A 14,413-nucleotide genomic window follows, 5' to 3' on the forward strand; every position below is an offset into this window, starting at 1 on the left:
AAGCTATGAATACAGAATCAAACAATCCGCTGCAACCTGGAACAATGTCAAATAGTCTTATCCAGGCTCTGATCGATAATTACCGTCAAAACCATTTAAGTGCAATTAATACTGCTTTAGGTATTCAGGACGCCCATTCTATTTGGTTTGATCTTCCGAAATTAAAAAGCTTTATTGCAAAAATTGAAGAAGAGGCAGCCAAAGTAAACCCTGCAACTTCTGAAGAAGATCTGGGAATCAGATTTTATTATGCTACGTATCCGAAGGAAGAAAACTGGTCTATCATGGACTCTCACCCTGTTCCGGTAGCCTATGCCAGAAAACATACATTGGTTATGATCCCTACTTTGAAAAAAGCCAGTGAGACGGGAGAGATTGTTGATTTTGATTTTAATCCTTTTCAGGCAAATGGAGATAATTCAAATTTAGCACTAAATGCACGTAATTTCACTCCAGCTGGCAATGGTAATGATGACGGAGGACCATTGGGTGATGATACAGGCCTTGGAGAAAATAGTGGAACACTTATTCCACCAGCACCACCTATGGGTACTTCTTATTAATTACCATTCTTAAACACAGTATGACTGAGATTCAAAAAATTTTTTCGTCATTTATGTATTGGGGAGAAGCCTTTGCCGCTTTAATCTCCATAATTTATTATAACCGTGTAAAAAAACAACACTGGAAATATCTGGCAATTTATCTCATTCTTATTTTTCTGTGTGAATCAGCTGTAAAATGGGGAGAAAAACCACTTAAAATAGACAGAATAAATTTTTACAATTACTTCGTGATTCCATTACAGTTTATATTTTTTTATTGGCTGTATGCAAAAGAATCTTTAAAGAAAGTAAAACTGTTCTATATTTTGACAGGCATATATATTTTATCTTATATTCTCAGGGCACTTTTCTTCCCGGAAAAGAAAGTAGTCTTTTCTTTCAACTACAATATAGGCTGTTTGCTTTTGATGGGTCTCGTCATTATGGAGTTTTACAAACAGGTTAACTCATCTGAGATTCTCAATTTCAGTAAAAACAGAATGTTTTATATTAATCTGGGAATAACGCTTTTTTACATTGCCAATCAGCCATTTATGACATTCAACTCTCTTCTGTGGAAATATATAGATATCTGGGATATTTACTTTATCTATTTCCAGGTTTCAGGAGCAGTGATGTATATTTTATTTGCAAGTTCATTCATATGGGGAAAACAGAGCTCTTAATAACGATTATTTCATTCAACATCTTTTTTTTAATGTTTGTAATAGCTGTATTTATTTACATCCGGAATTACAGACAGCGAAAGAAAGAATATCTGCTTGAAATTGAGATGAAAAACGAACTTCATCAGAGAGAGCTTCTGGCTACCCAATTGGAAATTCAGCAGGCTACCATGCAGCAGATCGGGCGCGAGCTTCATGATAATATCGGCCAGAAACTAACCCTTGTGAGTTTGTATGTACAACAAATGCTTTATGAGAATAAAGCTCCGGAAGCCAGTGAAAGGATTGATCAGGTTTCTCAGATTATCAATCAGTCTCTGCAGGATCTCAGAAGTTTGTCTAAAACTCTGACAGACGACAATATCAACCAAAAGGAAATTGTAACTTTGATACAGGAAGAAGTAGACAATACCAATTCTTTTAAAAAGTGCCATGTAAGCTTTGAACATAATTTTAAGCAGCTGGATCTAGGTTTTGTTCATAAAAATATGCTGCTCAGAATTACTCAGGAATTCATTCAGAACAGCATCAAACATTCTGGTTGTAAAAACATTTTCATCGGCCTGAATACTTCCGAAGATATCCTTTGGGAACTTGATATCCGCGATGACGGAACAGGGTTTGACACCACCCAGATCAAATCCAACGGAATAGGCCTCACAAACATGAAAAACAGAGCCGAAATCATAGGCGCTAGTTTTCGCATGGAAAGTCAGGAAAACATGGGAACCCATCTCAATATTATTTTTAAAAAACAGTCATGAAAAAATCAATTGTAATTGTTGACGACCACATACTTATCGCAAAAGCCCTGGAAGGCATTATTGGTAATTTCAACGAGTTTGAAGTCATCTATGTGTGCGAAAACGGAAAAGACCTCATTCAAAAAATTGAAGAGGGAAATACCATTCCGGACATCATTCTTTTAGATATCAGTATGCCGATTATGGACGGTTTCGAAACCGCTGCCTGGCTTACTAAAAACCATCCTGCCATTAAAATTATGGCACTTAGTATGCAGGGTGATGACAACAGTGTGATCAAAATGATCAAAAGCGGGGCAAAAGGCTACCTTTTAAAGAACACCCACCCAAGAGATCTGGAAACAGCACTTACCCGATTGAATAGTGACGGATTCTTTTATCCGGACTGGGCTTCTAAAATTATTTTCTCTAACCTTAATAAAGAAACAGAAGTTGAAATTGCTATAAGAATTTCCGACAGAGAAAAAGAATTTCTTAAGTACACAGTAACAGAACTCAGCTATAAAGAAATAGCAGACAGAATGTGCTGCAGCCCAAGAACCGTGGAAAGTTATCGCGATCAGCTTTGTGAAAAACTGGATTTGAAAACCCGCGTCGGGCTGGCTGTATTTGCTATTAAAAATGGCTTTGCAAATTAAAATTCATTATGAAAAAATTCTTTTAAAAATAAATTTAAACGAAAAGTATTCATGCAAAATAATCAAAAACAGAAAACACAATAATACATTTTTTAAAATTGATTAAAATTTAAAACAATCACTAAAACATTAAATTAAAATCAATAAAAACATAAAAAAATTACAAACAATACAATAAATTAAGAAAAACATTTGGATATTAAATTCAGATAATATAAATTCACATTCTCAAACAAAAAGATTTTGATATGAAAAAACTATTATTTGGAGCTATTATGCTCAGCTTAATGGCTGCATGTAACAATGACAGCATCACCAATCAAAATGAAAACCCGGCTGATGAACCAACAGCACCTGCCGGCTTAGCTCAAAGAGGGTGTGCTTCTGAAGAAATCAGACAGGAGGCATTGAAAAAAAGCCCCGAACTTCAACAAAGATTTTCTGCACTGGAAACCAATACAGAAAAATTCGCGAATGATCTGAAAGTTGGAAAAGTTCTTGCCGATGGTACAGTAGAAATCCCTGTCATTGTAAATGTAGTATACAAAACTACAGCAGAGAATGTTTCTGATGCAAGAATCGCTGAACAGATTGCAGTACTAAATGCTGACTATTCTGGCACCAACAGCGATGCCAGCAAAATACCCACCGAATTTCAATCTGTAAGTTCTGGTGATACAAAAGTAAAATTCAGACTGGTAAATACCATTAGAAAATCCACTACAAAAACCAGCTGGGCTACTAATGATGATATGAAAAAAGCTTCCAAGGGAGGAATTGATGCTACTAATCCTACTAATTATCTAAACATTTGGATCGTAGGGAAAATGACAAGCCAGGGCCGTACTATTCTTGGATATGCTACCTTCCCGGAATCTTCAGGATTATGGAATGACGGTGTTGTAATTGGTGCTCCTTATTTTGGAAAAACCGGCGCATCTTCACCTTTCAATCTGGGAAGAACCGCAACACATGAAGTAGGCCACTATTTAAACTTAAGACACATCTGGGGTGATGCTAATTGCGGAAACGACCTCGTGAGCGATACTCCTACACAGACTACGGCGAATTACGGAAAACCTTCTTATCCTCTATACAATACTTGCAGCGGTGTACAAAGATCTGTAATGTTTATGAACTATATGGATTATGTAGATGATGCAGCTATGTTTATGTTCTCTTCAGGACAAAAAACAAGAATGCAGTCTGTGGTAGCATCTTCTGGTGCAAGATCCGGATTGAGAGTGTATTAATACAAATTTTAAATTATATTGTAAAGTCTATCCCAGCTTTGAGATAGACTTTTTTATACCCTTTTTTAGATTAAAATTCAGAAATACCATTCTATTATTAGCTCAGTAATTTATTCAGCAAAAAGCCAAGAATAACCAATATTATTTTTATTTAAAAACATATAATTCAGTAAAAAAACTTAAAATGAGAATGATGCATGAAACACATCATTTTAAGTATGATTTTAAGACACTTCCATTAATTAGTTTTTCATGAAAAATATCCTACAAATCATATAGAGTATAAAATTATTTACACTTAAAAACACACTTATGCGTGAAATATAAAACAAATATAATGAATTGATTTAAATTTAATAAATGCTAATATAAACTGAGATAAACACAATCAAAACACCCATTAAATGAACATTCGTTAAATATTTTGTAAATTTATTTGCATATCAATTTTAAATAATATAATTTCACATCCTCAACCAAATTATATTATAACGATATGAAAAAATTCTTATTCGGAGCCCTGGTTCTGGGCCTTATGTCGGCATGTAACACCGACAACTTAAGTAATCAAAATGAAATGCCACTGGATCAGGAAGCTTCTGCTCCAAGCGCTCTTAAAAGAAGCTGTCCTTCGGAAGGAATAAGACAGGCAATGCTTCTGAAAAATCCTGCACTTAAACAAAAAATGGCCGATATTGAATTCGGAACTGAAAAATTTACTGAAAATCTTAAATTGGGGAAAGTTCTTGCAGATGGAACCGTTGAGATTCCTGTAGTCTTTAATGTAATTTACAACACTTCCGCTCAAAATGTTTCCGATGCAAGAATCGCAGAACAAATTGCAGTACTGAATGCTGATTATGGTGCTACCAATTCTGACATTAATAAAATTCCCTCTGCATTTCAGCCATCAGCAGCAGGAGATGTAAAAATACGTTTTAAACTAGTTGCTACGAACCGCAAACAAAGTACAAAAACAGGCTGGAGATCTGATCTTGAGCAAATGAAAAAAGCGAGCACAGGGGGTATTGATGCTACTGATGTGACTAAAAATATGAATATTTGGGTTGTCAATTCAATCCTTGACGAAAATAACCAGCCTGGAACTTTAGGCTATGCTTATTACCCGGAAAATGCAGGAGAATGGTATGATGGTCTTGTTATAGGATATCAATACATAGGAAAAACAGGGGCTTCTGCTCCGTTCAACCTAGGAAGAACAGTAACGCATGAAGTAGGTCACTATCTAAACTTACCACACCTTTGGGGATCATCTGATACAGGATGCCAAACAGATTACTCTAATGACACACCAGTGTCTCCTGGCCCTAACTACGGGAATCCTACTTATCCATTAAACAGAGTTTGTGGAGGGGTAAGCCGTTCTCAAATGTTCATGAACTATATGGATTATGTAGATGATAAATCTATGGTGATGTTCTCTGCTAATCAAAAAACAAGAATGCAGGCTGTAGTAGCAGCATCCGGTCCAAGATCTGGCTTAAGATAATTAACAACATCAGTTGAAATATTATAAAAACATTAAAATAGTCTATCTCAATATTTGGGATAGATTTTTTTTATATTTTTACGCGATTTTAATTTCACCACCACTACGATGAAAAAACTAGCATTAGCATCAGGAATACTATTGCAACTATACTGTATTAAAGCACAGGACACTATCCAAATTAAAACACAGGATTCGATCCAATCCAGAAATCTTAAGGACGATCTGGCATTAATTAATTCCGACTATAGCATTCAAGAAAAGACTCCTTTTTTCAAAAAAGAATGGGTGAAAAAATCAGTTGCTCCTGCCATACTTTTCACGGCTGCCGCTGCTACATGGGGAGAAAAGGAGAATATTCGGGAGGTAAGAAACCGATACCTTCCCAACTTCAAAGTCAAATTTGATGATTATCTTCAGTATGCTCCGGCTGCAACGGTTTATGGATTAAAACTAGCAGGTGTAAAAGGCCGAAATAATATTGGAAGAGCAACCTTGTCTTATGGTACAAGTTTAGTCATCATGGCTATTTTAGTCAATTCTATTAAATATACGGCAAAAGTTGAACGCCCGGACGGATCCAAAAACAATTCATTCCCATCAGGACATGCTGCAATGGCTTTTACCAATGCAAGTTTTCTTCACAAAGAATATGGTATGGTAAACCCAGCCTACAGTATTGCAGGATATGGTTCTGCCGCTATTACGGGACTTGGCCGAAATTTAAATAACAGACACTGGGTTCCTGACATTCTTGCCGGAGCCGGTATTGGAATTATATCAACAGAACTTGGGTATTTTTTTATTGATAAAATTTATAAGAATAAAGGGGATAATTTAAGTATCTTATCCAGAATACAAGGAAATGATTATCCGTCTTTCCTTTCACTGAAAATGGGTACCGCATTGGGTACAACCAATTTCCTGAAGGAATCTGAACTGGATGACAAAAAACAAATAGGTTTTGAAGGTGGATTGGAAGGGGCTTATTTCTTTTCAAAAAAATGGGGTGTGGGTGCAGATGTAACCTTCAGCAGCTTCCCAATTAAATCTCAAAGAATAACTTTTGATGACGAGCAGGATTTTGGCAACCATGAAATCAAAACACAGTCTATGGGCTTCCTGGCTGCAGGCATTGGACCTTACTTTTCTCATGATTTCTCAGATAAATGGCAGCTTACTTTAAAGCTAACCGGAGGATATGCAGCAACTGCCAGTGGAAAGGTATTCGTAAAAGGAGATGATATAGACGCTCCTAATCATGAACTTCAGATTGCCCGATACAAGCCTAAACCTGCTTTCCGCTGGAATACAGGAGCAGCGATGACCTACAAGTTCAATCCGGGGCTGGGTCTTACATTTTATACTGATTACAATCAGATCAACTCTACAATCCGGTATTACTTCAGTGATGAGATCAAGGAAAGTGCTGAGCTGGATCAGGAACTTAATAACCTGATTGCTAAAGAAAAAATCAATTATATTACATTAGGCTTAAGATTAACTGCCTATTTCTAAAAATACAAAAGCCTTCAGAATCTGAAGGCTTTTACTTTATAAGTTTTTCTGGTTATTTTCCGGAGTATAATCCATAAACAGATCTCCATCCAGCTGTACAGATTTCACTTTCTTTTTAATAGGAATCACAAGATCAGTAAGTTTCTGATCTTTTTCCCAAATAGAAGGAGAGAAATGCAGTTTTTCCGTAGTCCCGTCTTCATATGCTAATAAGGCATCAAAGGGAATTGCAAACCCACCTACATTTGCTACATTTACTGTAAGCATATCATTAATCTGGGATGCACCTGTTACTTTTAAATCAATATAATTATTGCTATAAAACCAATTTTGGAAGAACCAGTTCAGATTTTTTCCTGACCCGGTATTCATAGAGTTGAAATAATCCCATGGAACCGGATGCTTTCCATTCCAGTTATCCATATAATGATGTAATGCTTTTTTGAAGAGTTCATCTCCTAAATAATCTTTCAGAGCCAGATAAGACAAAGAGGCTTTCACATAAGAATTATTTCCATATCCTGAACCGCTCACCTGCGTACTCATCGTAATCACTGGCTGATCCTGCTCTGCAGAAGGGTCATTGATCCATTTTTTAACACGGAAGTTTTTATAAAATTCTTTAGCTGCCTCTTCTCCGTTTTCATCAATTCCTATAAGATATTCCAGAGTAGTAGCCCAGCCTTCATCCATAAATGCATATCTCGTCTCGTTGATTCCCATATAAAAAGGGAAATACGTGTGGGCAATTTCATGATCTGCCGTCAGTCTTGCATCCTGAAGATCATCAGGAATACTGGTATCATTGATCATCATTGGATATTCCATATCAGCAAATCCTTGAATAGCAGTCATTACATTATAAGGATATTCTACTCCCGGCCAGTTTTTAGAGAACCAATCAAGGTTATAACGCATCCAGTCTACATAATGCTCGAAATCTTTTGCTCCATTTTTATATCCTGCCTGAACGCTTGCTCTTTTTGATTTCAACTGAACACTTGCTGCATCCCACACATAATGGTTACTCATTGCAAAACAGAAATCTGTGATGTGACTGGCTTTAAACTTCCAGACATTCCATTTATTGGGTTTGGTTACTTTCCCAGACTTCATTTCCTGCTCTGTCGCAATCTGCATTACTTTATCACTTTTCAATGAAGCTTTATATCTTTTTAAATATTCCGGCTGAAGTACTGCTTCCGGGTTCAGGAAATCTCCGGTTGCCCATACCACAAAATTCTTGGGTGCGGTGATGGCAAAGCTGTAGTCATTGAAATCGTTATAAAACTCTTGTCTATCTGAATGGGGAAGCATATCCCATCCGTTGTAATCATCATACACGGAAATTCTTGGAAAGGAATAAGCGACATAGAACGTTTCCGGATCTATCTGCCCTTCTCTTCCACTTTGTACTGAAAGTGGATATTCCCATTCAATTTTTACTTCAGCTTTTGATTTAGATTTTAAAGCTGTTTTTAATTTTACTTTTTCAACCGTGCTCCAATCGTCACTGTTGATATCATATTTTTCACCGTTTACAATGAATGATTTTATCTTAAGTCCTGAGGATAGAAAATCCTTAGACACAAATCCGGATCTTGGCGACTGCGGTTTATGAAGGTTATTCACAAATCGTATAGCCAGTTCATTCAGACTATCCGGACTGTTGTTTGTATAGACAATTGTTTCTTTTCCGGAAACCATTTTTGTATTGGCATCCACTTTCACATCCACATTATACGCTCCTTTATTCTGCCAATAGTTTTTACCTGGCGCTCCGGAGATATCACGGGTCCCTTTTTCATACGCTTTTTTGATATTCCTCGGCATATAGAGTTCCTGTGCAGACAATTGCAGCAAAGAAACGACCATCAGCATTCCGGAAAAAATTTTCTTCATAATGACCTTTTTAAAGATAGGTATCAAAAATAACGAAAATGTGACATCAAGGAATCATTTCTTTTGTAATAATATTTTATTGCAAGTGGTTTTATAGTAAATTATTCTATAATCGATCTTGCTCCGAAGCCTTCTTAATTGTTTTCGCATTTTTTACAGACTGATTTCCAAAATTGAATTTCAATGAAAACGAGACACCCTGAGTATCTGAATAATCAAGAAAATAATTATCCTGATTCGCGTATTTTGTGCTGACTTTCTGACCTGTAGTTCTGAAAATATCAGTGAATATAAGACTGGCTTCCAGTTTTTTATTAAAGAACTTTCTGTTCATTACAAAATAGGCTGACCAGGTCGCAGAAATCCTGAAAGTCCCCTGTATTCCCGGAGAATAGTAACGGTGTCCCATTTCCATTTTCCAATCGCTGTTTTTATCAAGGGTAAAACTTGTTGAGATATTTGAAACCCAGTTCCAGACCTTATTTTTATACAGTATTCCGTCTATTCCTTTGAAATAATTTTCGTTGTGTTCAAGATTTTCAGACATGATGATGTTCCACCATGGTTTCACCTGAAAGTTTTTGTACAGGCTCAATCCGAAAGCTTCTCCTTTTTCAATATTGGTAAAATAATAAATGAGGCTGTTGGTGCTAGGTTCCTGATATGAAATTTCCATTGACGGATATATTTCTTTTCTATAATACAGATCCAGATTCCATTCTTTCCAGGAGTAGGTAAGATTGAGATTATGAGTGATGGTTGCTTTCAACTTCGGGTCTCCCTGATAATATGAAAAGAGGTTATAATAAGATTTCGCAGGATTCAACCATGAATAGGAAGGTCTGCTGATCCTTTTCCCATAGGAGAAACCGAATTCCTGTTTATTTTCTGTAGTATACTGTGCGTAAAAAGTGGGGAAAAATTTCCAGTAATCGCTTTTATTCAATTCATAAGGTTCAGAAACTATGCCCTCCAGATCTGTCATCTCTGCACGAAGTCCTCCTTTGAAATTCCATTTACCAATATTATAGGCAAGTGAGGAATACAGGGCAAAATTATGTTCTTTATAATCAAAGATACTGCTCTTTTCCGGACGGTATTGCAGTTCTCCATTTTCATTATCAGAGAAATCAAGTTTGCTGCTGGTCTTTACAAAACTATATTTTGCTCCGGATTCCAGCTCCAATTTATCATTTTTCCATTGGTAATCGAATTGAGTGGAATACAGCTGAACATCGGCTTTGTTCTTAGTAAGAAAATTATCTTCTTTTGGAGGTTGCCCTGCAAAATTTAGATTGGTAATGACATTCTGATATTTATCGGCGTTGTTTCCGGTAAAATAGCTGATCCATGAAAGACTGCTTTTTTTATTCAGTTTCCGGTCTATCTGAAAACTTACAGAATTATTAATGGATCGTGAGCGGTGATCATTGATCGTGGTATAATTAGATTCTACAATATCCTGGTTATTATAAATCAGTGTAGGAACATTGTAGGTTCCGAAGGATTTTGGAGAAAAATACCCTGAGTAGTTGAGGCTTGCATTGGTCAAACTGTCCAATTCATATTCCACATTAAAATTCAGGGTATTCTGGTTATAGTTTTTATCCTTCCTGTTCATCGTACTGACCCATCGGGTTTGGCTTTCCGGGTAGTTCACATAGTCTGTCCCTTCCCGGTAGTACGTCCCCAGCCCTCTATAATAGCTTCCCATAATGGAAAGTTTATCTTTTTTATAATATTGGGAAAGACCAAAAACTCCTTTCGCATATTGTGTCTGTACATATTTGGATGAAAGAATCCCGCGGTAGCCTTCAATTTTATTCTTTTTCAGAACAATATTCAGGACTGCACTTCCTGAAGCTTCGTATTTTGCAGGCGGATTGGTAATCACTTCCACTGATTTCACATCATCTCCCTGCGTATTTTCCAGAAGATTTTTCAGTTCATCACCCGTCAGCATTATCTTTTTATCATTAATGGTCACCAAAATTGCAGTACTTCCTTTTACCCCAAGTACATCATTATTTACGGTGACACTTGGTGTATTTTTTAAAATCTCCCAGGCATTGAGTGATGAAATATTGCTGTTTTCAACATTAAATTCCAGACGGTCTACTTTTCTTTTCACCAAAGGTTTGCGTTTCGTCATCACCACGCCTTCTATTTCCTGCGATTCTTTTTTAAGAATAATATTCAGAGGTTCAGCTTCTTTCAGATCAAATTTTTTCTCAAATAAAGAGTATCCCTGGTTTTTAATTACCAGTTTGACATCCTGTTCTGTTATATCCTCCAGGACAAATTTTCCGTTTCCATCCGTCTTTAATTCTTTGATCAATGCATTTTGAGAATTATACAGTTCCACTTTTACTGATGAAAGTTTTTCATTTTCAGTGTTCGTAACTGTTCCCCCAAGTTTTTGTTTCTGGGCAAGAATCAAGACTGGAAAACACAGAAGAAAAAGAATTTTATACATGGTAATTTTTTTATCCTAACAAAAACACGGTTCTGTTCTACGGGTACAAAATTCTGTATTGAAAGGGAGAAATTCGGTTAACGATGGGTTAATGATAGGTTAATGTCTTTTCTTTAAAATAATAAACCTGAATTCGTAAATTCAGGTTTTAAAATCAATAGAGTATATTTTTCTATGGATAAGGAATGGCTTTATCCAGTTCTATTGGATTATAATATTTTTTGATGTCTCGTTGCGTTTGTTTAGTCAAACCCGCAAATTCTTCTTTACTTTTGATTTGCTGCCCATTAATGCGGACATTCCAGTCCGGTTGAAATTCGGTTCTCATTCTGGCATAAGGATCATTATAAAACTCCAGATTCAGTTTCACCCACTTCTTAACATCAATGGGAATAGAATCCAGTGAATAATGTTTTTCGAGAAAGCCTTTTGTATCGTATGTTTTTGGCAGGTTACTATTTCGGGAGAAAGAATATATAAAGTCTTTCTTATCATCTTCCACATACAGAACCAATCCCGGCAATCCTCTGAATTTATAGGGTCCTTCAGGAATGTTGATATCCGGAGTAAACCAGGCGGTCCAGTTTCTTCCCCCAAATACAGCAGTTGCTTTTTGTAAATTATAGTTATTGATCTTTTTAGTATCAGCTTCTATTTTCCACTGAATATTATCTTCTGTTTCAAAAACATAATAATAGGGCATCATCATGATCTGCACAAAGTTTTTATTTTTATTGGAGTTTCTTTTTCGGATAATGGATTGTCCTGACTGGCTGGTATGCTGGGAAGACATTCCCCCGTGAAGAATATTCAGAGAATCGCTTGCTAAAAATTCAAATTCATAAAACTTTACTTCCTCCGGATTGATATCCAGCACCATTTCTTCTTTATCATAACTTGCCCCGTTAGGTTCAGGCCTGTATTGAAGTTCATATACAAAACGATGGGTTTGAGCATTGATGATCATCCCAAGCAATAGAACAAGAAGAATGAATATCTTTTTCATTAAATAATCTTTTAATTTTATAAAATTACCAAAAAACATACTAATCATCAGGTTAATAAAAGGTTAATGATAAAAATACTATTTCAGTAAAATGGTAAAGCTTTATCTTTGTTTCAATGATAGCCAAGAGTAAAATTCTTATCTCTGTTTTTGCGGCCCTGTTCCTACTTTTACTGGGAATACAGGTTTACTTTATGTATAAAACCTATCAGGTGAAAGAAAGGGATATCTACAGATCCGTGAATGACGGGCTTACAAACTACATTGACAATCTGGAAGACATCCACGAAGCCAAAGAGCGCAATGATGACACCCTTCAGCGAATCATCATCAGATATCATAATAAAGAGATCAATAAAAAAGATTTCCTGAATTATTTCATAGAAAACAGAAAATCAGCCAGAGAAAGACTGATTCATTATATCGACAGCCGCTATGAGAAAGACGGCTATGAAATTTCTGCAAGAATCCGTTATCTCTCTATTGTTCACCTTCCGGACAGCTCTAAAGTGATCACCGAACCTATTGTGATTTTTGAAACAAAAGATAAGCTAAGAAATCCCCGTATTGCCAGTAATGGAAGCTGGGAAACCTCAACAACCAAAAGAGACGATGCAGACAATAACCAGGTTGAAAAAAGAAATACGTTCCTGGTTAAAACCCAGACCGATTTTGAGATCAAAAATATAAAAAGTGTGGTCTTCAAAGGGCTTACTTTATTAATCATATGTTGTATTCTTCTTCTTTCGGGAGTACTTCTTCTTTATATTTTCACAATCAGAAATCTGATCCAACAGCAGAAACAGGTAGAAGTTCTCCACACCATTGTGGATAACATTTCACATGAGTTTAAAACACCGATTGCTACTTTAAAAATAGCTTCAAAAGCATTAAAAAAAGAATGGAATCCTGAAACACTCCCTCTTATTGACCGTCAGATTTCCCGGCTTGAAAGTCTTATGGTTCAGCTTCATAAGGATGAAATACAGGATGAAATGGTTGAAATACAACCTGAAGACTGGAATTTTTTCATTCAGGATCTTGCGGTGACTTATCCGAACATTGATTTTAGCCTTGAAAACGCCATTTCACAAAAGCTTCCTTTTGATAAAAACCTGATGGAAACAGTGATCAAAAATCTTTGCGAAAACAGTGTGAAATACGGTGCATCTTCTGTTAAAATAAACACCAGCAACCGCTCTCAACATCTGGAAATTGAAGTTTCAGACAACGGGCAAGGTATGGAAGCGAAAGAATTGAATCATATTTTCGAAAAATTCTACAGAATACAGAATAACAATATCCATAACAGTAAAGGGCTTGGACTCGGGCTTTATTTCGTCAAAAAGATCATTACAAGATATGGGGGCAAAATAGATGTTTCCAGCCGGCCTCAAGCAGGAAGTACCTTTAAAATATCAATTCCTTATGAAAACTAAAATCCTTCTGGCAGAAGATGATCCGGATTTCGGAATGATTCTGAAGCAGTATCTTGAACTGGAAGATTTTGAAGTCAGCTGGTTTCAGAATCCTGAAGATGTTGTGCCGCTACTTCATGATGATTTTCCTTTTCAAATAGGAATTCTGGATGTTATGATGCCCAATCTTGACGGTTTTTCCCTGGCTAAAATAATCATCAAGGAAAAACACAATTTCCCCTTGTTATTTTTAACGGCTAAAAATCAAAAAATAGACCGTTTGACCGGGTTGAAAATAGGCGCTGACGATTATATTGCCAAGCCCTGCGATCCTGAAGAACTCGTTTTACGAATTAAAAACATCCTGAAAAGAACACTTCCGGTTCCTACAGAATCCCATATAAAAATTGGAGAATTTTCACTGGACACTGCCAAACTTCTATTGTCACATCCTAACGGGAACAATCGCCTCACCATACGGGAACAGGAACTGCTGTTGTATCTTCTGAAACACAATCATACGATTATCACAAGAGATAATATTCTGGATAATCTTTGGGAAACGAATGATTATTTTACCGGGAGAAGCCTTGATGTATTCATCAGCAGACTGCGTAAGTATTTCAATAATGATCCTCAAATAAAAATCCAATCCCTGAGAGGAATTGGATTTGAAATTGATTTTCCAACCAATTGA

Annotated in this window: 12 protein-coding genes; 9 read left to right on the plus strand and 3 right to left on the minus strand. The window is 36.2% G+C overall.

Translation table 11 applies throughout. The annotated features are described in order from the left end of the window. Positions 1 to 5 precede the first annotated feature (5 nt). From GFU89_RS22410 to GFU89_RS22440, 7 genes are all read left to right on the plus strand, one after another. Positions 6 to 563, plus strand: coding sequence for a hypothetical protein (locus GFU89_RS22410; protein ID WP_318849237.1), 558 nt, complete (start codon positions 6 to 8; stop codon positions 561 to 563). 20 nt (positions 564 to 583) lie between these two features. Next, positions 584 to 1,231, plus strand: coding sequence for a hypothetical protein (locus tag GFU89_RS22415; protein WP_318849238.1), 648 nt, complete (start codon positions 584 to 586; stop codon positions 1,229 to 1,231). 32 nt (positions 1,232 to 1,263) lie between these two features. Continuing rightward, positions 1,264 to 1,995: a sensor histidine kinase gene (locus GFU89_RS22420; protein WP_318849239.1), complete on the plus strand. Its 732-nt coding sequence runs from the start codon at positions 1,264 to 1,266 to the stop codon at positions 1,993 to 1,995. After that, complete coding sequence (locus GFU89_RS22425; protein ID WP_318849240.1) at positions 1,992 to 2,633, plus strand: response regulator transcription factor; 642 nt, start codon at positions 1,992 to 1,994, stop codon at positions 2,631 to 2,633. Before GFU89_RS22420 ends, GFU89_RS22425 begins: the two co-directional genes overlap by 4 nt. A gap of 248 nt (positions 2,634 to 2,881) precedes the next feature. After that, a complete protein-coding gene (locus GFU89_RS22430) occupies positions 2,882 to 3,886 on the plus strand; it encodes a zinc metalloprotease (protein ID WP_318849241.1) in 1,005 nt (334 codons plus the stop codon). Between the two features lie 496 nt (positions 3,887 to 4,382). Next, a complete protein-coding gene (locus GFU89_RS22435) occupies positions 4,383 to 5,396 on the plus strand; it encodes a zinc metalloprotease (protein ID WP_318849242.1) in 1,014 nt (337 codons plus the stop codon). A 108-nt stretch (positions 5,397 to 5,504) separates the two neighbouring features. Next, positions 5,505 to 6,914 (plus strand): phosphatase PAP2 family protein, encoded by a 1,410-nt coding sequence (locus GFU89_RS22440; protein ID WP_318849243.1) that lies wholly within the window; start codon positions 5,505 to 5,507, stop codon positions 6,912 to 6,914. A gap of 36 nt (positions 6,915 to 6,950) precedes the next feature. On the opposite strand, the gene GFU89_RS22445 is transcribed toward GFU89_RS22440, so the two are convergent. The 3 genes from GFU89_RS22445 to GFU89_RS22455 form a co-directional block, all read right to left on the minus strand. Then, positions 6,951 to 8,816 carry a M1 family metallopeptidase gene (locus GFU89_RS22445; RefSeq protein ID WP_318849244.1) on the minus strand — a complete coding sequence of 622 codons (1,866 nt, stop codon included), beginning with the start codon at positions 8,814 to 8,816 and terminating at the stop codon, positions 6,951 to 6,953. A gap of 106 nt (positions 8,817 to 8,922) precedes the next feature. Then, the gene (locus GFU89_RS22450) at positions 8,923 to 11,292 is read right to left on the minus strand and encodes an outer membrane beta-barrel family protein (protein WP_318849245.1); all 2,370 of its coding nucleotides are present in this window, start codon (positions 11,290 to 11,292) and stop codon (positions 8,923 to 8,925) included. 172 nt (positions 11,293 to 11,464) lie between these two features. Next, entirely contained in the window at positions 11,465 to 12,298 is an 834-nt protein-coding gene (locus GFU89_RS22455; RefSeq protein WP_318849246.1) for a GLPGLI family protein, read from the minus strand. A gap of 116 nt (positions 12,299 to 12,414) precedes the next feature. Here GFU89_RS22455 and GFU89_RS22460 point away from each other — a divergent pair, with 116 nt between their 5' ends. Both GFU89_RS22460 and GFU89_RS22465 read left to right on the plus strand, forming a co-directional pair. After that, on the plus strand, positions 12,415 to 13,737 hold the full coding sequence (locus GFU89_RS22460) for a HAMP domain-containing sensor histidine kinase (RefSeq protein WP_318849247.1): 1,323 nt from the start codon (positions 12,415 to 12,417) through the stop codon (positions 13,735 to 13,737). Further along, on the plus strand, positions 13,727 to 14,413 hold the full coding sequence (locus tag GFU89_RS22465; RefSeq protein ID WP_318849248.1) for a response regulator transcription factor: 687 nt from the start codon (positions 13,727 to 13,729) through the stop codon (positions 14,411 to 14,413). Before GFU89_RS22460 ends, GFU89_RS22465 begins: the two co-directional genes overlap by 11 nt.

This window comes from Chryseobacterium sp. JV558 (genome assembly GCF_033712365.1).
Taxonomy (GTDB): Bacteria; Bacteroidota; Bacteroidia; order Flavobacteriales; family Weeksellaceae; genus Chryseobacterium.